Annotated in this window: 15 protein-coding genes; 9 read left to right on the top strand and 6 right to left on the bottom strand. The window is 34.6% G+C overall.

Features of this window, described 5'->3' with window-relative positions:
• Positions 1–7: 7 nt before the first annotated feature.
• The gene (locus AAGV28_RS14745; protein WP_373407521.1) at positions 8–577 is read left to right on the top strand and encodes a YciE/YciF ferroxidase family protein; all 570 of its coding nucleotides are present in this window, start codon (positions 8–10) and stop codon (positions 575–577) included.
• Positions 578–702: 125 nt separating this feature from the next.
• Complete coding sequence (locus AAGV28_RS14750) at positions 703–1,293, top strand: DUF4142 domain-containing protein (RefSeq protein ID WP_373407522.1); 591 nt, start codon at positions 703–705, stop codon at positions 1,291–1,293.
• 242 nt (positions 1,294–1,535) lie between these two features.
• On the opposite strand, the gene AAGV28_RS14755 is transcribed toward AAGV28_RS14750, so the two are convergent.
• Entirely contained in the window at positions 1,536–1,859 is a 324-nt protein-coding gene (locus AAGV28_RS14755; protein WP_373407523.1) for a hypothetical protein, read from the bottom strand.
• A gap of 325 nt (positions 1,860–2,184) precedes the next feature.
• Between AAGV28_RS14755 and AAGV28_RS14760 the strand changes: the two genes are divergently transcribed.
• Positions 2,185–3,216: a LacI family DNA-binding transcriptional regulator gene (locus AAGV28_RS14760; protein WP_373407524.1), complete on the top strand. Its 1,032-nt coding sequence runs from the start codon at positions 2,185–2,187 to the stop codon at positions 3,214–3,216.
• 44 nt (positions 3,217–3,260) lie between these two features.
• On the opposite strand, the gene AAGV28_RS14765 is transcribed toward AAGV28_RS14760, so the two are convergent.
• Positions 3,261–5,195 carry a sialate O-acetylesterase gene (locus AAGV28_RS14765; protein WP_373407525.1) on the bottom strand — a complete coding sequence of 645 codons (1,935 nt, stop codon included), beginning with the start codon at positions 5,193–5,195 and terminating at the stop codon, positions 3,261–3,263.
• A 172-nt stretch (positions 5,196–5,367) separates the two neighbouring features.
• On the bottom strand, positions 5,368–7,584 hold the full coding sequence (locus AAGV28_RS14770; RefSeq protein ID WP_373407526.1) for a glycoside hydrolase family 3 C-terminal domain-containing protein: 2,217 nt from the start codon (positions 7,582–7,584) through the stop codon (positions 5,368–5,370).
• A 233-nt stretch (positions 7,585–7,817) separates the two neighbouring features.
• On the opposite strand from AAGV28_RS14770, the gene AAGV28_RS14775 reads away from it, so the two are divergent.
• Genes AAGV28_RS14775 through galB form a run of 6 tightly spaced genes read left to right on the top strand, consistent with a single transcriptional unit; the run spans position 7,818 to position 19,317 of the window.
• Complete coding sequence (locus tag AAGV28_RS14775; RefSeq protein ID WP_373407527.1) at positions 7,818–9,983, top strand: alpha-glucuronidase family glycosyl hydrolase; 2,166 nt, start codon at positions 7,818–7,820, stop codon at positions 9,981–9,983.
• 21 nt (positions 9,984–10,004) lie between these two features.
• Complete coding sequence (locus AAGV28_RS14780; RefSeq protein ID WP_373407528.1) at positions 10,005–12,899, top strand: glycosyl hydrolase 115 family protein; 2,895 nt, start codon at positions 10,005–10,007, stop codon at positions 12,897–12,899.
• 24 nt (positions 12,900–12,923) lie between these two features.
• A complete protein-coding gene (locus AAGV28_RS14785) occupies positions 12,924–14,054 on the top strand; it encodes an endo-1,4-beta-xylanase (RefSeq protein WP_373407529.1) in 1,131 nt (376 codons plus the stop codon).
• Positions 14,055–14,058: 4 nt separating this feature from the next.
• Positions 14,059–15,492, top strand: coding sequence for an MFS transporter (locus AAGV28_RS14790; protein ID WP_373407530.1), 1,434 nt, complete (start codon positions 14,059–14,061; stop codon positions 15,490–15,492).
• A gap of 31 nt (positions 15,493–15,523) precedes the next feature.
• Complete coding sequence (locus tag AAGV28_RS14795; RefSeq protein ID WP_373407531.1) at positions 15,524–16,546, top strand: glycoside hydrolase family 43 protein; 1,023 nt, start codon at positions 15,524–15,526, stop codon at positions 16,544–16,546.
• Between the two features lie 38 nt (positions 16,547–16,584).
• A complete protein-coding gene (gene galB / locus AAGV28_RS14800) occupies positions 16,585–19,317 on the top strand; it encodes a beta-galactosidase GalB (protein ID WP_373407532.1) in 2,733 nt (910 codons plus the stop codon).
• A 170-nt stretch (positions 19,318–19,487) separates the two neighbouring features.
• Here the strand turns inward: galB and AAGV28_RS14805 are convergent, their stop codons facing one another.
• The 3 genes from AAGV28_RS14805 to AAGV28_RS14815 form a co-directional block, all read right to left on the bottom strand.
• Positions 19,488–20,855, bottom strand: a complete 1,368-nt coding sequence (locus tag AAGV28_RS14805) for an outer membrane protein assembly factor BamB family protein (protein ID WP_373407533.1) — start codon at positions 20,853–20,855, stop codon at positions 19,488–19,490.
• A 10-nt stretch (positions 20,856–20,865) separates the two neighbouring features.
• Complete coding sequence (locus AAGV28_RS14810; RefSeq protein ID WP_373407534.1) at positions 20,866–21,561, bottom strand: outer membrane protein assembly factor BamB family protein; 696 nt, start codon at positions 21,559–21,561, stop codon at positions 20,866–20,868.
• A gap of 185 nt (positions 21,562–21,746) precedes the next feature.
• Positions 21,747–23,696 carry a RagB/SusD family nutrient uptake outer membrane protein gene (locus AAGV28_RS14815; protein WP_373407535.1) on the bottom strand — a complete coding sequence of 650 codons (1,950 nt, stop codon included), beginning with the start codon at positions 23,694–23,696 and terminating at the stop codon, positions 21,747–21,749.

Here is a 23,696-nt window from a genome sequence, read left to right on the forward strand (position 1 = left end):
AAAACACATGAAAAATTCAGAAAAAACCAATCAAAGTAAATCTACCGCTAAAGATAGTAAAAACAATATGGTATCACCATCAGCAAATGCTGCCGCTGATTTAAGAGATTTTTTTATAGACAGTCTAAAAGATATTTACTGGGCAGAAAATGCACTAGTGGGTGCCTTACCAAAAATGGCAGAAAATGCTACATCTCGCAATCTTGCCAGTACTATTTTAGAACACCTTGCTGTAACAGAAAATCAGGTAGTGAGATTAGAAAATGTTTTCGAATTGCTTGGAGAAAAAGCCGAAGGAAAAAAATGTGAGGCTATGGCTGGTCTATTAAAAGAAGGCGACAGTATTCTGGAAGAAACCGAGCCAGGAGCTGTTAGAGATGCGGGTATTATTGCTGCATCGCAAAAAATTGAGCACTATGAAATTGCATCATACGGAACTTTGTCTGCTTTTGCAAAAGCACTAGGCGAAAACGATGCTGCAAAATTATTGACACAAACACTCGCAGAAGAAAAAGAGTCTGATTGTTTGCTCAATGACCTTGCATTAAACTTAGTTAACATTGCAGCGGCTGAATAGCAATTTTCTTTGTATTGGCATTTAAAAATACAATTACGTTAAATCTTATAAAATAAATATTTAATTGTATGAAAATCAATATTTAATAAATAATAATTTACACAATAACTTTAAAACATAATATCATGAAAAAAATATTTATTGCACGTAACGCCTTTTTAGTAATTGGGCTTATCGCTAGTAGTTTTATCTCTTGTAAAGATGCTTCTAAACAAGAAGATACCATGGAAGTAGTAGAAGAACAAAATGAAGTACAATTAGAAGAAAATAACACTCAAAAAGAGGAAGCTAATTTCTTTGTTGACATTGCTGAAATGGATTTAATAGAAATTGAAACCGCAAAACTGGCTACAGAGAAAGCCACTAACGTCGAAGTAAAAAAATATGCTGAAATGTTGGTAACACACCATACTAAATCAAGTGCAGAACTGAAAAATCTAGCGGATGGCAGACAACTTTCATTACCTACTTCACTAACGGATAAAGGTAAAGATGTTTATAATAAACTAAATGAAAAATCAGGTCAAGAATTTGATAAAGAATTTATAGATACGATGATTGATGATCATGAAAAAACCATTAGAAAAATGGAGGATGCTTCTGAAGACAATGACAATGATCAAAATGTAAAGGTTTGGGCCTCTAATAAAATTACAAGCTTAACATCACATCTTCAGCAAGCTAAAATGATTAAAGAAAAATTAGATAAAAAATAACGAACCTTACTGATTTTTAATTGCTACTCAGCAGAGGCGGTTTTGGAAACAAACCCGCCTCTTTTATTTGTATTGAACAATTTTTTGTGTCATTTTAGGTCTGTCAATATCAATATATATTCATCTTATACAAGAAAATAATGTATGTCAAAATATATGATATAAAAAAAGGGAAACTTATATTCTAAGCTTCCCTTTTTATGTAAATTTCAGAATGTTTTTAAAATAAAAAACAGCTTAAATTATAAAGAACTGTTTTCTGAGTTAGGATTTTGTCTTTCTTGAGTCTGATCTCTTTCGGGACATTCCTCTAAATTGGCATCTTGATTTTCTTTATCAGACTCTTGTTCATCAGGATTTATATCCAATGTATTCTCTCTGTTTTCCTCTTCAGGAATGTTAGGATCATAAGAGTTGATTTCCGTTTGGTTACTATCTACCTGATTTGAATCATCTATATCAGAATTATTATTGGTATCTTCTTTGTCAGATAATGAATCGTAGTTACCTGCATTTGGATTTAATTGGTTGTAACCTCTACCCGATTTATCCTCATTATACTCCATATTATTTAATGCTTTACTTTGGTCTGCACGGTTACTTTCTCTAGTATTGCCGAATTCTTGATTTTCCATATCACTGGGGTTTGTTTGTTTATACTATTGTGAAGTTACCCTACATCAAGTCCGTTTTCTTATATAATTTATCGTTTTACTTCCATAATTAGCATCTGTAATAGTAAAGTCTATTCCTTAATTAAAAACCATCAATTAGGATTGCACACCCTTACAGATTCTTCAACAAATAATTAGTGCCCAAAAATTCACTAAAATAACAATAGAACGCAATTAGTCAAAAAAATGTATATTTGTGATTCACACGTTTTAATTTATGGAAGAAAATAAAGACATTACTATTTATGATATTGCTGAAAAGTTAAATCTTGCCACCTCTACAATTTCGAGAGCGTTAAAAGATCATCCATCAATTAGCGATAAAACGATCAAAAAAGTAAAAAAAACAGCCGAAGATATGGGTTATGTACCCAATACTTTGGCGGCTGGACTTCGGGGTAATAAGACAAATACTATTGGTGTTTTGATACCAACGGTTACACAACCTTTTCTTTCTTCATTAATTAGTGGTATCGAAATTACAGCTCAAAAATCAGGGTACAACGTAATTATTATGCAATCGCATGATTCCTATGACGAAGAAGTCAGTTTGGCTAAATCTTTATACAGCAGTAGAGTAAGTGGAGTAATTTGTTCTCTTGCTATGGAAACACGTGATACTTCTCATTTTCAACAATTTGTAAGCAATAATATTCCTTTAGTATTTGTCGATCGAGTACCCAAAGATTTTAATACTTTTCGTGTTATCATAGACAACTATGCAGCCGGATACAAGGCTACAAAACACCTCATTGAGCAAGGTTGTACTCGTATAGCACACCTTACCGCCGGATCTGAATTTGGTAATTTGTATAGTGAAAGAAAAAGGGGGTATTTAGACGCATTGAAAGACCAAAATGTACCCTTAATTGAAGAATTAATCGTGAATTTAAAAACAGTTACTTATGAAGAAGGAGCTAAAGCAAGTAATAAATTATTTGATTTAGATCTTCAACCGGATGGTATTTTTGCTTCTGGAGATATTATAGCTGTAAGTGCCATTCAAACTGCTAAAAAAAGAGGGATTAAAATCCCTGAAGAATTAGCGATTATCGGTTTTAATAACGATCCCATCTCACAAATTATAGATCCTAATTTATCGACCATTACACATCCCGCTGCCAAAATGGGAAAAGCATCGGCTGAGATTATATTAAAAAATATAAAATCGAATAAAAAGGATGAAGTCAAAGAAATTACTTTTTTAAATACCGAAGTATTGGTTCGAGAATCTTCAAAAAGAATTTAAAAAAAACCACGTTAAGCATAATGTTATTAACGTGGTTTTTTTGATTATTTCTTTTTTACCTCAAAAGGTGTAGCTGGTAAACCTTCTTTCGAAAATAAATTAGCCTCTTCTGGATTGTTATCCCAGGCATATCGAACCATTATAGGATTGCTTATTTTTTCGTTCCAAACATGAACTTTACTTCCAATTATTTTAGCCTTTGCCCAAACAAAATTTTTGCCATCATTTGAAATAGCAAAAGATTTTAATTCTGATCCATTTTTTACAATCAATCCTCCTCCACTATTTTTAAAAGAAATTATAGCTTTGTCTTTTTTGAATCTAAAAGTACTTGGCATTGGGCTTGAAGCTTTCAATTTGCTTTCTCCATAAGCTAATTTTCGAGCCAATAAAGACAAACGTTTCCCCACATCTTCCTTATTTAAAGGATGGATATCATTCCACTCGCCTAAATCTATCGTAACCGCCATACCTGTGTTTGGAACTGAAAGTGTTTCTAATTGCGATTGTCTTAAAGCCGCCCAATTGCTTTCTCTTGGATCAGAATAGGTTTCCATAAAATTAGTCAATTGCACAAAAATAAAAGGAAACTTACCTTGCCCCCATTTTGTTCTCCAATCCTGAATTAATGCTGGTAAAGCTTTGGCATATTCTTTTGGATTTCCCGTATTTGATTCTCCTTGATACCATAAAACTCCTTTAATTTTTAAATTAGTTAAAGGCGCTATCATTGCATTAAATAATCCTTCAGGCTTCCAGCGAATAAAAGTTGGGCCTTGTAATGGTTTCATTTCAGCACCTAACTTGTATTTCCAACTCCCTTTTAAATCTATAGTATCATTGCCAACAGCCAAAAAATAAGGCTTATCAAAAACAAATCCTCCTCTTCCTAAGTTATTGATAACTCGTATAGCAATGGTATTTTTCCCTTCTTTTAGAATATTCGAATTCACGTCATAGCGACGAGGAGGATATTGGTATCCAGTTGTACCTATAAATTCACCATTAATATATACAAAATCCTGATCGACAATACGCCCCATAAATAGTTTAGCAGCTTGGCCCACCATTGCTTTTGGTACTTCAATTTCTTTTCTGAACCAAACCACTCCATTTAGGTTTCCAATGGATTGATCTGCCCAAAAACCTGGAATTTCCATAAGTTTCCAATCACTGTCATTGATAGCCTGACTCCATTTTACATTACCATCAGAAAGACCTTTATCAAGTGTATTTACAAGTGCATACCAATCATCATTTCTTTTTTTATCACTGATTTCAATTTGTTTAATATACTCGTCATTTTTAAATTTTTGAGCCTCTTCATACGCTTTTGGAAAGGCCTCCAAAGCATTCTCACTCATCCAAGCTTCTACTGGTGAACCACCTAATGCCGTATTGATTAAGCCTATTGGTACAGGATATTTTTCGTAAATATTTTTAGCAAAAAAATACGCTACCCCAGAAAATTCAAGTATTGTTTCGGGAGTTGCAGCAACCCAATTTCCTGAATCTAAATCGCTTTGCTCTTTTTTAAAATCATATTTGTCAGGCACTAAAAATTGTCTAATATTGGTATTTTTAGCATTTTTAATAATCTCTTCATACTTCTCTTTGATACGTTCCATAGGAAGTTCCATATTGGATTGTCCGGAACAAATCCAAACATCTCCAAATAAAATATCTTTAATTACAATTTCATTACTCGCCTTAAGAGTCATTTGGTAAGGCCCTCCTGCTTTTTCAGCAGGCAAAATAATATTCCAGTTCCCCTGTTGATCTGCTTCTGTAAAATAGGTTTTAGTTTTGAATTCTAACTTGATTTTTTCCTTTGGCGAAGCCCATCCCCAAATTTTTACTTTTTCATTTCTTTGCAATACAATCCCATCACTGATTAATCTAGGAAGTTTAATCTGGGAAAATATTTCATTCGATGGAATAAAAAGCAGAACAATTAGTGCAATTTTTAATGTATTCATTTTGTATGTTTTATTTTTTATAATCGGTTTGAATTGCCTCCAGCTTTAGCTGGAGCAATAGAATTAAGAATACTATTCATTGGCTTTAGCCAAAATTATTTTTCTTTTGGCTAAAGCCAATTTAATATTTATTTTTTTTCCTCCAGCTGGAAGCAATTCAAAATCCTTTTAACTATTTCACATTAACTATAACCTCCGCCATTTTAGGCGCACCTAATTCAAAACTTCTTTTCATTGGACTGGATCCACCCACATATATTTTGAAGTCTCCGGCTTCCATAACTCGATTGCCTTTATTATTAACCATTTCGAATGCTGCAGGAGTCAATGTAAATTCCACATCTTTTATTTCTCCAGGTTCCAAACTAATTCTTTTCATATTGGCTAACTGAAAATTAGGTACATCCACTGATGCTACCAAATCTGAAACGTACAATTGCACTATTTCATCTGATTTAACTTTGCCTGTATTAGTCACTTTCACAGCTAAAGTAAGATTATCTTTTTTCGAAATTCTTTTAGAAGATACTTTTACTTCGTCATAAGAAAAAGTAGTATAACTTAAACCAAAACCAAATGGATACATAGGATCTTCGTTCATATATCTATACGTTCTTCCTTTCATCGAATAATCTTCAAATGGAGGCAATTGGTCTAAAGATTTTGGAAATGTTATTGGTAATTTTCCTGATGGCGCTGTTCTACCAAAAAGGATGTCAGCTACAGCAGTCCCTCCTTCTTCACCCGGATACCATACTAATAATACTGCATCTGATAATTCTTGTACTTCAGCAAGATTCATCGGACTTCCACTGGTAATTACAGTTACAATTGGTTTTTTATCATTTGGATTTTTATCTGCTGTTTTTCTTAATTCTTTTAAATATTCTATTTGATTTTGAGGCAAATTATAATCCAATCGATCTCCTGCTGTGGAAGAATCTAATGAATCTCCTTCCTCGCCTTCAATTGTACTCGAAACACCCAATACGACAATGGTTACATCACTGTCTTTTGCATTACCAGTAGCATAATTTATAGGATTTATAGATTCTTTATTTAGCATTGCTCCTAATCGATATTGCAATTGACTTGCTGGACTTATAGAAGCCGTAATTCCTTCTAGTATTGTGACCATATTAGGATTTACACCATAATAATTTCCTAAAAGCACTTCTATACTAGCTGCATTTGGTCCAGTTACAAAATATTTAGAAAGGTCGTTTTTTAGTGGTAAAATTCCATTGTTTTTTAATAAAACTATACTTTTTTGAGCCACTTCTTTTGCTAATTCCCGATGTGCTTTACTGTCCACTACTTCAGGCGAAATTGCATCATAAGGATTACTCCCCATTGGGTCAAATAACCCCAGCTTGAATCTGGTTTGTAACAAATTTGCTAGTTGCTTATCAATATCTTTTTCAGTTATTAATCCATCTTTAACAGCCTGAGGAAGAGATTTGTAAGAATCTCCACAATTCAAACTTACCCCGCTTTTTAAAACCAATGCTGCCGCCTCAGCTTCCGTTTTTACTATTCCATGTCCTCCCTTATCTTTGGAAATATAAAAATCATCAATGGCACCACAATCAGTCACTACATGTCCTTTAAAACCCCATTGTTTTCTTAAAACATCAGTAAGCAGGTATTTATTAGCACAACAAGGTTCGCCATCAGTACTATTATAAGCACACATAACCGACTCCACTTTGGCTTCTACTAATGCTTGAAAAGCAGGTAAATAAGTTTCCCATAAATCTTTTGGAGTAGCTTCGGCATTAAACTCGTGTCTTACTTTTTCAGGACCGCTGTGTACGGCAAAATGTTTAGCGCAAGCAGCCGTTTTTAAATAATTTGGATTGTTTCCTTGCAAACCTTTTACAAATTCAGTACCTATAATGGCCGTCAAGAAAGGATCTTCTCCATAAGTTTCCTGTCCACGTCCCCAACGAGGGTCTCTAAAAATATTAATATTAGGAGTCCAAAAAGTCAATCCTCCATATTGTTTATTGTATCCTTTGGCTTTTGCAACATTATACATGGCTCTGGCTTCATCTGAAATTGCAGTAGAAACTCTAAGTGCTAGCTCCTTATCAAAAGTAGCCCCTAAACCAATAGCTTGTGGAAAAACGGTAGCAGCACCCGAACGTCCAACACCATGAAGCGCTTCATTCCAATAATCATAAGGTGCAATATTTAATCTCTTTATTTCTGGTGTACCATTCATCATTTGCCCTACTTTTTCCTCTAAAGTTAGTCTGGAAATTAAATCCTGAACCCTTTGGTCAATTGGTAATGCTGTATCGTAAAAAGGGAATGTTTGACTCTGACATGGAAGAGTAACAAATACTATTAATAAGATTCCTAATTTTTTTAAATTAACATTCATACGTAGATTTTTATTAGTTATTTGGTCTTTTTTTAGTGAATATAAAAAAAATAAGATAAAATTTTTTTTATATGATACAATGTTTTACTTTTACGCAACCGATTGCAAATATAAATAAAAAATGGTACAAAGATAGAAACAGTAAAAAAAATAGATTAGATACTTATAACAATAAGTAGAATCGATTTTAAAGAAGAGTTTTTTAAAAATCTATACAAGTAAAAATTAACCCAATGAATCATCCATTATTTTTATACTTACTATTACAACTATCTTTTTTGATAGCTCCCTTTAATATATCTGCACAAGAGGATTATAAATTATGGCTTCAATATAAGAAAGTTCAAGATACTAAAATAGCTTCTAATTATCAGTCTAAAATTAATGGGATTTATGCCTTAGGCAATTCTGAAACGATTCAGGCTGCAACAAAAGAAATGCAATCAGGACTTTCAGGTTTATTAGACCGTACAATTGCTCTTCAACAAAATACAAATTCAGAAAACTTGTTAATTTTAGGTATTCAATCCTCTTTGGATGAAGCCATACTGAAAAATTTAAAAAATGAGTTGGACTTAATTAATAATGAAGGTTACCTCATAAAGTCAATTCAATTAAAAAATAAAAAACACATCCTAATTACAGCAAAAACTGATATAGGCGTTTTATACGGCGTTTTTAATTTTTTAAAATTACTTCAAACCAATCAATCGATTGAAAACCTAGCCATTACTGATGCACCAAAAATAAACATCCGAATGCTGAATCATTGGGATAATTTAGACGGAACAGTTGAACGTGGTTACGCTGGTTTTTCGCTTTGGAACTGGCAAAAATTACCTGATTTTATTGATCAACGTTATATAGACTATGCTCGTACCAATGCTTCCATTGGTATCAATGGTACAGTTATTAATAATGTGAATGCCAATGCTTTGATATTAACGCCACAATATTTAGAAAAAGTGGAGACTTTAGCCAAAGTATTCCGACCTTATGGAATAAAAGTATATTTAACGGCTCGTTTTTCGGCACCGATAGAAATTGGGGGATTGAAAACTGCTGATCCATTTGATGCTGATGTCAAAAATTGGTGGAAAGAAAAAGCAAAAGAGATTTACCAAAGGATTCCTGATTTTGGTGGTTTTTTGGTAAAAGCAAATTCTGAAGGACAACCTGGCCCACAAAATTACGGTCGAAACCATGTTGATGGTGCAAACATGCTTGCTGATGCGGTTGCTCCGTTTGGAGGAATGGTGATGTGGAGAGCTTTTGTATATTCGGAACATGACGCAGACGACCGCGCCAAACAAGCCTATAGCGAGTTTGTTCCTTATGATGGAAAATTCAGAGATAACGTAATTGTTCAGGTAAAAAATGGAGCAATTGATTTCCAGCCTAGAGAACCTTTTCATCCAATGTTTGGCGCCATGCCTAAAACTCCTTTGATGATGGAATTCCAAATTACTCAGGAATATTTGGGTTTTAGCACTCACCTAGTTTATCTGCCTAAATTATACCAAGAAGTTTTAGAATCTGACACCTATAGTAAAGGAAAAGGTTCAACCGTTGCCAAAATAATTGATGGAACATTAGACCATCATAAAATTACAGGAATAGCTGGAGTGGCTAATATTGGGAATGACATTAACTGGACAGGACATCCTTTTGCACAAGCTAATTGGTATGGATTTGGCCGACTGGCTTGGAATCCGTATCAAGATTCGGAAACAATTGCTGAAGATTGGTTGCGAATGACTTTTTCTAACGAAGAAAATTTTATCAAGCCAGTAAAAGAAATGATGCTCGAATCCAGAGAAGCCGTTGTCAATTATATGACACCTCTAGGCTTACACCATATTATGGACACTGGTCATCATTATGGACCAGGACCTTGGGTAAGCAATTTATCCAGACCCGAATGGAATCCAACTTATTATCATAAAGCCGATACCAAAGGAATAGGATTTGACCGTTCTAAAACGGGAAGCAATGCAACAGCACAATACGCTCCTGAAGTGGCCAAAATATTTGATAATGTAGTAACTTGTCCTGAAAAAGATTTGTTATGGTTTCATCATTTATCCTGGGATTACAAATTGAAAAATGGGGAAAAACTCTGGAATTCTCTAGCATTCAAATACCAAGAAGGTGTCAATCAAGTAGCGTCAATGAATGCAACTTGGAATAAAATGGAGCATTATGTTGATGAAACAAGATTTAAAGAAGTTCAAATGTTGCTCAACATTCAACATAAAGAAGCCAAATGGTGGCGTGATGCCTGCCTGTTGTATTTTCAACAATTCTCGGGAAAAGAATTACCAAAAGGAGTTGAAAAACCAACCCAAACATTAGATTATTTTAAATCATTACAATTTCCATTTGCACCAGGGAATTAATAAAAGAAAGCAGTAAAAATAATGAGAGTTTCCAATCAAAAAAATACTTTTTTAGCACTATTATTATTGTTTTCAATAATGAACATTGGTTATGCAATAAATCCAAATAAATATGTAACAAATAAAGCTTCAAATGAAAGTTTTCCTTTGGCTTCCAATGGAAAAGTAGCTTCAATATTAGTTAGTGAAAATGACTTTCCTGGGGTATTACGTGTAGTGAGTCATCTTCAAAACGATATTCGTTTAGTGACTACTATTTCACCAAATATTGTCAATAAGGCTGTAACCGAAAACTACATTGTGATTATTGGTACTTTAGGTAAAAGCCCCATCATTGATCAACTAGCCCGAGAAGGAAAAATTGATGCCAGTCAGCTACAAGGGAAATGGGAAAAATTCACCACCCAAATTATCGAAAACCCAATTGCTGGAGTGCAAAAAGCATTAGTTATTGCAGGCTCAGACAAAAGAGGAACTATTTATGGAATTTACGACCTTTCTAATCAAATAGGCGTTTCTCCTTGGGGATTTTGGGCTGATGTTCCTTCAAAAAAACAATCGGAATTACATGTTCTTCCTGGTGTACATACTTTGGGAGAACCAAAAGTAAAATACCGCGGTATTTTTATTAATGATGAAGCTCCTGCCCTTACGGGTTGGGTTCGAGAAAATTACGGAAAATTTAATGCAAAGTTCTACGATAAAGTTTTTGAGTTAATCCTTAGGATGAAAGGAAACTATTTATGGCCCGCCATGTGGGGCGAAAAGTTTTATGCCGATGATGTTCAAAACGGAATTCTGGCTGACGAATATGGAATTGTTATGGGAACTTCTCATCACGAACCTTTAACAAAAGCTCATCAAGAATGGAATAAGTCTACTAATGGAGTATGGGACTTTAATAAAAATCCGGAAGGTTTAAAGAAATTCTGGACAGCTGGAATGGAGCGAATGGGAAATAAAGAAACGCTAGTAACTATTGGTATGCGAGGCGATGGTGACGAACCTATGACAGAAGGAACTGCTATTGATTTATTAGAAAACATTGTTAAAACACAACGTGAGATTATAACCACTGTCACTAAAAAACCAGCGGAAGAAACCCCTCAAATTTGGGCTCTATACAAGGAAGTTCAGGAATATTATGACAAAGGAATGAAAGTGCCTGATGATGTTACTTTATTGCTGTGTGATGACAACTGGGGAAATTTAAGAAAATTACCTGAATTGGATGAAAAACCTAGAAAAGGAGGATATGGAATGTACTATCATTTTGATTATGTAGGAGGGCCTAGAAGTTATAAATGGATCAATTCCAACCAAATTGAACGCACTTGGGAACAAATGCACTTGGCGTATGAACATGGCGTAAATAAAGTATGGATTGTAAATGTGGGCGATATTAAACCAATGGAATTTCCTACTGAATTCTTCCTAGATTATGCTTGGAATCCAGAATATTGGAACGAAACAAATTTAAATGATTATTATTTCCAATGGGCTAAGGATAACTTTGGAGGACAAAATACCGAAGAAATTGCCAATCTATTAAAGATGTATTCTAAATATAATGCCAATAGAAAACCAGAATTATTAGATCCTTCAAGCTATAGTTTAATCCATTACAACGAAGCTGAAAATGTTGTTTCAGATTATAATAAATTAGCTCAAAAAGCCCAAGAAATCAATGCACAGCTTAAACCTGAATATAAAGATGCTTTTTATCAATTGATTTTATATCCTGTTTTAGCCAGTGCTAATCTAAATGAATTGTATGTTACTGCAGCAAAAAACAATTTGTATGCTAGTCAAGGCAGAGCTGCAACCAATGAATATGCCGAAAAAGCAAAAGTATTATTTGATAAGGATGCTGAATTTTCGACATACTATCATACAAAAATGGCCAATGGAAAATGGAATCACATGATGTCGCAAACGCATATTGGCTATACCAATTGGCAAGACCCAAAAAATAATATTATACCTGTAACGAAAACAATTGAAGCTCCTACTAAAGCTGAATTAGGTGTTGCAATAGAAGGTTCAACAAAATGGTGGCCAGATGCTACAAAAGAAGCTATATTGCCAACCTTTAATTCTTTAGAAAATAGTACCTCTTACATTGATATATTTAATAGAGGAACTAAGGCTTTTAATTTTAAAATCACATCAAAATCAAATTGGATTAAACTTTCAAAGACTAAAGGAAGCATTGACAAACAGCAAAGAATCTTGGTAGAAATTGATTGGAAGAAAGCGCCTCAAGGCAGTCAAACTGCTGTTGTATTGATCTCAGGAGCTGGAAAAAAAATTCCAATCAATATCAAAATAAATAATTCAAAAACTGACAACGCTAAAGGTTTTGTTGAAAACAATGGATATGTAGCTATTAAAGCAGTAAATTTTTCCAGTAAATACGAACCTGAACCTTTTAAATGGAAAGTGGTTGATAATTTAGGAAAAACTGATGGAGCAGTAATTTCATCCCCAATCAAAAAAGGCAGAGTGGAACTAAATGAAAACGCTCCAAAACTATCTTATAATGTCCATTTCAAGAATACAGGAACCGTAAAAGTTCATCTGCATTTTTCACCTACAATCAATTACACCACAAGAGAAGGAATGTATTATGGATTGTCATTTGATAATGAAAGTCCAACCCAAGTAAACTACGCCTCAGACCCAATTATTTTTGATTATAATGGAAAAGTGACAAAGAATTGGGACAAAAACGTTAGAGATAATATCAAGGTTATTACAACGGAGTTTAAAATCGATAAAGCTGGAAATCATACTTTGAATTATTATCGAATGGATGAAGGCTTAGTACTTCAAAAAATTATTATCGAAACAGAAAAAAGTGAATTAAAACCAACGCTTCTTGGACCTCCTGAGAGTTCGAACTTAAAAAATTAATCAAAAAATATAAAAATCAAAAATATGAAATCAACCCAACCCTTTTTATTATTTATTTCTGCGGTATTTGCCTTAAGTAGTTGTAACAATAAAATCAATACCCAATCTACAGGAAGTACTTCTCTTAAAAACGCATACAACGGTGACTTTTATATTGGAACAGCATTGGACATTAATCAAATTGAGGAGAAAGATCCTAAAGTTACCAATTTTATTGCAAAAGAATTTAATGCCATTACCGCTGAAAACATTATGAAATCGATGTTCGTTCATCCGGAAAAGGATAAGTTTGATTTTGAGACATCAGACAAATTTGTTGCATTTGGAAAAAAACACAAAATGTTTATTCATGGTCATACTTTAATTTGGCACAGTCAATTACCTAAATGGCTTTCTGAAATAAATGACAGTGCCGAAATGAATGCCGCTTTAGAAAATCACATTACGACTATCGTTAAAAAATATAAAGGGCAAGTGGATTCTTGGGATGTAGTTAATGAAGCGGTTAATGACGATGGAACTCTAAGACAATCCGTATTTTTAAAAACACTTGGAGAAGATTTTATAGCAAAATCATTCCAACTTGCAGCAGCAGCTGATCCTAAAGTCGAGCTATATTATAATGATTATAGTATGACAAATCCAGCAAAAAGATCGGGTGTAATTCGAATGGTTAAGAAAATACAAGAAAAAGGAATTAAAATTGACGGTATTGGAATGCAAGGACATTGGCATTTGAATAGACCAACAATTGAAGAAATAGAAAAAAGCATTATTGAATATTCTAATTTAGGAGTAAAAGTTTCTATTACAGAACTTGATGTATCTGTTTTACCAAGTCCTTATGGATTACAAGGTGCTGAAGTAAGCCAGAGATTCGAGAATAACGAAAAGATGAATCCATATCCTAAAACGTTACCCGATTCTATGCAAGTTAAACTCGCTCAACGCTATAACGATATCTTTAAATTATTTTTGAAACACAAAGACAAAATAAGTAGAGTAACATTTTGGGGAGTAAATGATACGCAATCTTGGTTAAACGATTTCCCTATCAAAGGAAGAACAGATTATCCTTTATTATTTGATGCCAATTTGCAACCAAAGAAAGCCTACTACCAAGTTCTAAGTTTAAAAGAAAAAGACAAAAAATAAATTCATGAATACTACTTCACAAAAATTATCCATAAAAGAAAAAATTGGATACAGTCTGGGAGATCTTGCTGCCAACTTGGTTTTCCAAACCTTGATGACTTATCTCGCTTACTTTTATACGGATATCTACGGTTTATCACCCACTGATTCTTCCATAATCATGTTGAGTGTTGGATTAATAGCTGCTTTTATTTTTAATCCAATTATTGGCGCCATAGCCGATAGAACCAGTTCAAAATGGGGAAAATTCCGTCCTTGGATTTTGTGGACAGCAGTTCCTTTAGGAATTATTGCCTTATTAGCTTTTACTACTCCTGATTTTTCGTATAAAGGCAAAGTCATTTATGCTGTTATAACTTATACTTTATTACTCTTATTCTATGCGGGTAATAACCTTCCCTATTCTGCGTTAAGTGGTGTTATTACTGGCGATATGGGAGAACGTAATAGTCTTTCGTCTTATCGTTTTGTTGCCGTTATGTTTGCTCAGTTTTTTGTGCAGGTTTTCATGCTTGGAATCATTAAAAGTGCTGGAAATGGTGATAAAGCAATTGGTATCGAAAAAGTCATGACTGTCTTAGCTATTGTAGGAACAATAATGCTTCTAATTACTTTTTTTACTACTAAAGAACGAATTATTCCTAAACCAGAACAAAAATCAAGTGTTGGTGAAGATTTAGCCGATTTAGTAAAAAATAAGCCTTGGTTGATTATGTTAACATTGACTACTTTAGTTTTTATCACATTGGCAATGAAAGGTGGAGCTTATGTTTATTATTTCGAAAATTATGTCGATAAAGCACAATTAGCCATTCTCATCCAACCCATTTTAGACGTTTTAAATTCTATTGGATTGAATCAATTTGGAAAAGACCCTGTTTCTGCTGGTTTCGGATTGTTTAATGCCGGCGGTATTATTTTTATGATTGTTGGAATCACATTATCAAAAAGATTAGCCGATAAATATGGTAAAAGAGACATTTTTGGTTTTTTCCTTTTTATCTCTACCTTATTTATTATTGCCTTTTATTTCTTCTCGCCAAAATCAGTCAGTTTGATGTTTATTTCCCAAATTTTTCATGGTTTTTTCTACGGCATCACTATTCCTATTCTTTGGGCTATGATTGCTGATGTTGCCGATTATTCGGAATGGAAAAACAACCGCCGTGCTACTGCCATCATTTTTTCGGCAATGATGGTTGGATTAAAGGCAGGATTGAGTATTGGAGGAGCTTTGACAACCTCATTATTAGGTTTTTTCAACTATACACCAAACTCATTAGAGCAATCAGCAACGGCTATAAACGGAATAAAATTATTAGTAAGCATATTTCCTGCCATTCCTTTTATGATAGGAGTTGGACTCTTATTTTTCTATGAAATCAATAAAAAAATGGAAGTTCAAATAGAATCAGAATTAAAAGGAAGAAGAGCTTAATCATTTTTACATCACAATAAAATTAAATAAAATGCCAGAAGAAAGTATAAAACATATAGACTTTACAGAATTAGCAAAAACAGCTATATCACAACCATTAGTGTCAAATATATACACCGCAGATCCATCGGCACATGTATTTAATGGTAAAATTTATATTTATCCATCCCATGATATTGATGCAGGAATTCCTTTCAATGATAATGGAGATCATTTTGGAATGGAAGATTATCATGTTATATCAATGGAAACCGTTACTTCTGAAGCTGTAGATAATGGATTGGCGTTACATGTAAAAGATGTTCCTTGGGCCGAAAGACAAATGTGGGCTCCTGATGCTGCTCACAAAAATGGAAAATACTATTTGTATTTCCCAGCCAAACGCGCCAATGGGATTTTCCAAATTGGTGTAGCGATTAGTGATTCGCCAATAGGTCCCTTTCTACCAGAACCCGAAGCTATAAAGGGAAGTTACTCTATTGATCCAGCCGTTTTTGAAGATGAGGATGGTAAATATTACATGTACTTTGGCGGAATATGGGGAGGTCAACTTCAAAAATACAGAAACAATAAATATGCTGATGAAAATGAAGAACCTTTAGCTAACGAAACTGCTCTAAGACCTATTGTAGCCTTATTAACAGATGACATGAAGCAATTTGCCGAAGAACCAAAAGAAATCAAAATTCTGGATGAAAATGGTAAAGAAATCTTAGCAGGAGACAATGACCGCCGTTTTTTTGAAGCTTCATGGTTACACAAATACAACGGAAAATATTACTTCTCCTACTCTACTGGAGACACTCACTTAATTTGTTACGCAACGGGTGATACTCCTTATGGGCCTTTTACTTATCAGGGAATAATTCTTAAACCCGTAATTGGATGGACGTCACATCACTCCGTTTGTGAAGTGGAAGGAAAATGGTATCTATTCTATCATGATTCCAGTCTGTCTAAAGGAGTAACTCATTTGAGATCTATTAAAGTAACAGAAATTACGTATAATGATGATGGAACAATTGTTCCCATAAATCCTTATCTGGAATTGTAATCGTATTAGAATCAAATAACTTTCTTAAGAATAAGCGTATGAATCTTCTAAAAATAAGAAATAGTAGTATATTGGTTATTGTTGTTTTATCCTTTTTTGGTATTACTAATGGATACAGTCAAGATCACAAATCAATTTACAAAAGAGAGCGTATCAAACTCACTGAAGGTTGGCTATTTATGAAATATAAGTCAAATCCTGACCCGCTTATTTATGATGTACGTCCTGAAATTAAAGAAGTCAACGACAGTAAAGTAGCCGATTCTAAGCCTGAAGAAGCGATACAATTAGAATCAAAAGAAAATGTCTTGAAAAAATGGATACTTCCTTCGGCTAATGATTTTATTAAAGATCCGTCAAAGAAGCACATTCGTCCTATGGGTAATCCAGGTTCAGATTTTGCATTTGTAAAAACCGATTTTAATGATAATCATTGGGAGCAAGTAAACGTGCCTCACGACTGGGCAATCAAAGGTCCTTTTTACACAGGAGATAATCCCGAAGTAGGTGGCGGAATGGGAAGACTTCCTAGTCATGGCGTTGCTTGGTATCGAAAAAAAATTACAATTCCTTCTACAGATCAAGGAAAAAATATCTATTTAGATATAGATGGAGCCATGTCTTATGCTATGGTTTGGCTCAACGGACATTTGGTAGGTGGCTGGCCTTATGGTTACAATTCTTTCCGATTAGACCTGACTCCTTATCTGAACTTTGGAGGAGAAAATCAATTAGCAATACGAATTGACAATCCAAATCATTCTGCAAGATGGTATCCTGGTGGTGGAATCTATCGCAATGTTTGGCTTACCAAAGTAGAACCAGTACATGTAGCACAATGGGGAACATTTATTACAACTCCTGAAGTATCTACTAATGAAGCTACTATTAATCTTGTTTTGAATATAGAAAACAATTCAAAATTATCACAAAATATTGAAGTTAAAACAGCTATCTATGTTGCTGATGATTTTGGTAAACCAAAAGGCAAAGCAATTACTTCTTTTCCAAGTAAAACCATTGGCTTAAATGCGGATGAAAAAGAACAGTATGAAAGTCAAATTAAACTCCAAGATCCAAAACTTTGGGGTGTATATCCTTTGCAAAAGCAACATTTATACATTGCTCAAACCACTATTTACAGTAATGGAAAAGCAATTGATAGTTATAATACGCCATTCGGAATTCGAAAAATAGAATTCAATCCCACCACAGGATTATTCGTCAATGGAGAAAAAATTAAGATACAAGGTGTAAACCAGCATCACGATTTGGGGGCATTGGGAGCGGCATTTAATGTTCGGGCGGCCGAGCGTCAACTTGAAATACTTCGCGAATTAGGTTGTAATGCTATTCGCTTTTCTCATAATCCACCGGCACCGGAATTACTAGATTTAACAGACCGAATGGGTTTTTTAGTAATTAATGAAGTATTTGACAGTTGGGAGCGTAAAAAAACACCTCACGATTTTCACTTGATTTTTCCAGATTGGCACGAAGCTGACACGCGTTCATTTATACGTCGAGATCGCAATCATCCTTCCGTTATTGCGTGGAGTTTTGGCAATGAAGTTGGCGAACAATATACGGATGCAGAAGGTGCTTCCATAGCTCAAAAACTGCATGATATTGTGCTTGAGGAAGATCCAACAAGACCTGCCTCAGCATCACAAAATTATGCCAAACCAGACATGCCTTTTTCGAAAGTGATGGATTTTATAAGTTTAAATTATCAAGGAGAAGGAATTAGGGATGCTCCTGCCTATTTACATCTAAAAGGAGGAATTCGAACTTCGCCACTCTATCCCGCATTTCAAAAAGCATTTCCAGACAAAATGATTGTCAGTAGCGAGACCGCTTCGGCATTAAGTACACGCGGATCATATATTTTTCCTGTTGCTCATGAAAATTCAGCACCCGTAAGTGATGGCGTTGGAGGCAATCCAGTGACCAAAGAAGTAAGCGCCTATGAACTATACACAGCACAATTTGGCTCATCACCAGACAAAGTTTTTGCTACCCAAGACCGCCATCCCTATGTTGCAGGGGAATTTGTATGGAGTGGTTGGGATTATTTGGGTGAACCTACTCCCTATTATTCGGCTCGAAGTTCTTATTGTGGTATCATCGATTTAGCGGGTTTCAAAAAAGACCGATTCTATTTGTACCAATCGCGTTGGAGACCTGATTTACCTTTAGCTCATATCCTACCCCATTGGAATTGGGAAAACCGTATTGGTGAAATTACTCCTGTCCATGTATTTACATCTGGTGATGAAGCAGAATTATTCGTAAACGGACAATCGCTGGGTAGAAAAAAGAAAGAAAATTTTGAATATCGAATTCGTTGGGATGAAGTAGAATACCAACCAGGTGAATTAAAAGTGATAGCCTATAAAAACGGAAAATATTGGGCTAAAGAAACGATTCAGACTACAGGAAAAGCAACTAAATTATCCGCTTCCGTGGATCGTTCTAAAATAAAAGCCGATGGTCAAGATCTTGCTTTTATAACGGTAAAAATTACCGATGAAAATGGATTAATGGTTCCTACTGCAAATAATTCGATCCATTTTAGCATAGAAGGCCAGGGCGAAATAGTTGCTACTGACAATGGTGATCCAGCTGATTTAGTTTCATTTGCCACTCACGAACGCAAAGCATTTAACGGAATGGCATTAGCTATTGTTCGTGCTCACAAAGGAACTATTAAATTAATTATTACTGCCGAAGGATTGAAAAAAACAATAGTAATAATTAAAAGTAATTAAATTCTAAAATAAAGATTTATTCAACAAATGTATATCTTTTAAAAGATAGACATGAAGATATAAAAAGAGGCTGTTTCACTAGTTGTGAAACAGCCTCTTTTAGTTTGCCCAACATTGACAAATGTATTAGTATTACAAATAGATAAAACAAACCTACTTTTACACTATTTTTATTTACTTTTTTCTCTAGCTCTATTGATTATAAAATGCTGAAGGTCTTTAACCTCAACTTTAGTTAACCTCCCCTCGAATTTTGGCATACCGTTTTCTAGTAGCAACCCATCTAAAACAATTTTTTGAAATGTTTCGGTACCCACAAATAAACTATAACCCAAATCTGGCGCTACTCCACCTCCTCCTTCCGCAACTACGTGGCAAGTGGCACAAAATTTATAATAAAGTTCTTCTCCCTTGACCAATTTATTGGTATCTACTTTCCAATATGGGTTTATTAGCTCCTTAGTATTCTTTGGTATTTCTTTTGGAAGTATTGCATTTCCACCAATTTTGAATGTAAAAATAGCACCTGGAAGACTATAGTTAGTATGTTTGTTTTTCATACCATAACCACCTCCCCAACCGGTTATGACTGTCAAGTATTGAACATTATCCACTAAATAAGTTACTGGCGAGGCCAATATACCAGTTTGTAAATTTGCCTGCCAAATTAATTTACCAGTACTACCACTGTAGGCAGTTATTCGTCCATCGGCAGTTCCTTGAAAAACAATATTAGAATCTGTGGTTAGTAACCCACCATTCCATGTATTATTTTGTTCAATACTCCAAATCTCTTTTTGTTTTATTGGATCCCATGCAATCAGTTTGCCTACGTTTTTAGCCTTTTTATCTTTAATTGTGGGTCTAGATTTAACGCTTCCTATGGCTAAATTCCATCCAACACCCGTTCCAAAACCTGACTTATTGTATTTCCAAGTAGTGTCTTGTCCATAATTTGAAAATGTTTCTCTAGCGGGTATATAAACCAAATTAAGATTTGGATTGTAAGCCATAGGTTGCCAATTATGTCCTCCATTAAAATTAGGTGCAACATCAATATTGGCCTGATTGTATCGTGCCAATGGATTTTCAATAGGACGACCCGTTTTTAAATCAATACTTTTAGCCCAGTTAACATAAGTATATTTACTGGCAGATATTAATTTACCATTGGTTCTATCTAAAACATAGAAAAATCCATTTTTAGGTGCCTGCATTAACACTTTACGCTTTTTACCATCTATTTCTAAATCAGAAAGAATAATATGTTGTGTAGCCGTGAAATCCCATGAGTCTCCCGGAGTGGTTTGATAATGCCAAACCAATTCTCCCGAATCAGGATTGATAGCAAGAATGGATGATAAATATAAATTATCGCCTCCTTCTGGACTCCTTTGATTTCTATCCCATGGAGAACCATTTCCAGTTCCTACATAAAGTAGGTTCAACTCTGGATCATACGCCATCGAATCCCAAACGGTACCTCCACCTCCATATTCCCACCATTTACCAGTCCAGGTTTTGGCTGCTTTTTCCATGGCTTTATTTTCAAATGGCTTTATTTTCAAATGGCTTTGAAGGATCTCCTGGAACAGTATAAAATCGCCACATTTCTTTTCCTCTATTGGCATCATAGGCGGTAAAATAGCCTCTAACACCAAGTTCAGCTCCTCCATTTCCTATTATCACTTTACCTTTAATTACCCTAGGCGCTCCAGTAATAGTGTATGGTTGTGATTGATCAACAGTTAATACTTCCCATATTTTTTTTCCATTCTCGCTGTTTAGAGCTATTAAACGACCATCAAATGTTCCCACAAAAATTTTGTCCTCATAAAGTGCAACTCCTCTGTTTACTACATCACAACAGCCTTTCTCTCCATAACTTTTAGGCACTTCGGGATCGTATTTCCATAACAATTTATGTGTTCTCAAATCGACTGCAAAAACAATACTCCAAGGACCTGTGAGGTACATAACACCATCTTTTACAATAGGTGTGGCTTCTATGCCTCTTTTTAATCCCAGATCTAAACTCCAATCAAGCCCTAATTCATTAATATTTGATTCGTTAATCTGATTTAAAGGACTGAATCGGGTTTCAGCATAATTAAGCCCATGCAGAAGCCAGTCACCATCCGTTCCATCAGCTAAGGCCAGATAAGCATCTTCATTTTGTTTGCAACTACTTAAAAAACTAATAAGGATTGCAAGCCCTAAAAAAAAATTAAATATACTCTTCATGTTTAAATGGTTTATTTGTAATGAAGCAATACATTGAAAAAAGCAAAGCTTTTTTTATGATAAAGTACAACTCCTTTAGTTTTTTTATTTAAAAAAAGTCTGCTAAATTAGGTTAAATTAAAAAGCCGAGAGTAAACAACTCTCGACTTTTTAATTTAACCAACTTCTATTTAAATATAATCTTTCTAGTTATATCCTGGATTTTGATAGGTTACAACATCTCCTTCCATAGCATCAAACTGCCCCTGTGGAATTGGTCGTAAATAAGCTGTCAATGGAATCGTACGATTAACAGTTACGGGTGTATGATCGCCCTTTGCAGTTCCGCATATAGTATAAGAGGCTGCCCTAGTGTGCCATGTTTGTGTACGGGATAAGTCATACCAACGCATTCCTTCGCCAAAATATTCACGAGATCTTTCATCCAATATATATCCTATCGTTATTGTTGCTGGTGTTGCTGCTACCATTGCAGCACTATTGTCTTCAATTTTTGCAACTCTGCCATTGTTATTCCAACGCCATTTTCCAGCTCTAGCGCGTATTACATTAATCAATTCTCTAGCACTTTTACCACTTTGAGTTGTAGCTCCTTTTACCGCAGCTTCTGCAGCTATAAAATAAAGTTCAGAAAATTTTGCTATAGGAAAAGGACGTGTATAAGTTGCATTTGCTTGTCCTAAGGTATTACCATTATCTGTGCGGTAAGGGCCTAATTTCCAAAGACCAGGATACATTATTCTACTTATTCCTGTTGGTGTAACTATCCAATCAGATCTACCAGATAAAGTACCTGCACCTACATTACTCGAACCTGCATTAGTAGGATAAACAATAGCGGAATTATCTGTATCCAAAAACGTTAAAACAGGATCATTCATAGTTATAGGTAAATTATTAGCATTGTACATTGTTGTTACAGTTGGTTTACCATTTCTCTGCCAGTTACCATAATATGCCGTGGTGAAGGTACCATCATAACGTGAATCATTAATTTTGTCAGCAAAAGTGTTTTTTATAACTTCATGTGTAGGAGCAACACCTGTCCATGGGCGTCCATGAGCTTGTATTGCTTCACGACCAACCGATGTGAAACTATATGCACCTCCACTTGTTTCTGCACTTCTTAATTCTGTGTAATTCCAAGTGGCTAACCACGGTGAAAAACTTCCTGGAGAATTCCCGGAACCAAATGCATTAACAGGAGCACCATTATAAAGATCACTACCTTGTGTATGGTCTGCATAAAGCAACATCTCTTTGTTACGGTCATTTAAACCTAAATTCAGATCGTAATAATAATCCATCAAACCAATAGTACTTGGTTTCAAACTTATTCCATCTGCCGCTATATTATACGCTTCCTGGAAATACCAACTTGCAGTTTTACCATCAGGATCTATTCTATCTGCTTGCGGATAAGTAGGTATATTATTTGGATTTTCTAACCACCAGCCATACGTTAAGTAGGCTTTCGCCAAAAACAATCTTGCAACTGTTTTGTTTGCCGATCCTGTTAATCTAGAATTGTCTGGCAAATCTGCTACCGCCTTCACTAAATCAGGAAAAATTGCTTTAGTATAAACTTCTGGCACAGTATTACGAACAGAAGTTCGAGTTGTAGAAGTATTAAACTTTAATTCTCCTGCACCTAGATCCAACGGGACTCCTCCAAAATTTTGTACTAATAAAAAATAATCGAATGCTCTAAAAAACCTAGCTTCTGCAACTAGAGCATCAGAAATTGTACCAACAGTTTCTGCATTTTCAATAATACCACTAGCGGTATTAATATTTGGAAATGTAGCATTCCAGATTGCCCCGAATGGATTGTTTGTAGAAGAAAGATTTCCTACTCCCGAAAAATCTCCATTTTTCGCATCAACATTAACATTCTGACCCCAAGTGCCTTCGTCAGTACCTGATTGCATACCAGCATACAAATACCCATTTCCATAAATATTACGAGTATGTGCGTAAAGTGAAGTCAAACCTCCTAATACTCCTTTTTCAGTTTTAAAATATTCAGGTGTAAAAATTCCACGTGGTTCCTCTTCTAAAATATCTGAACAACTAAACAAAACCGATGCTAATAAAGCTGTTGATATAAAAGTTTTAATTTTTATTCTTTTCAT

It is taken from the genome of Flavobacterium zubiriense, assembly GCF_041729725.1.
Classification (GTDB): domain Bacteria; phylum Bacteroidota; class Bacteroidia; order Flavobacteriales; family Flavobacteriaceae; genus Flavobacterium; species Flavobacterium zubiriense.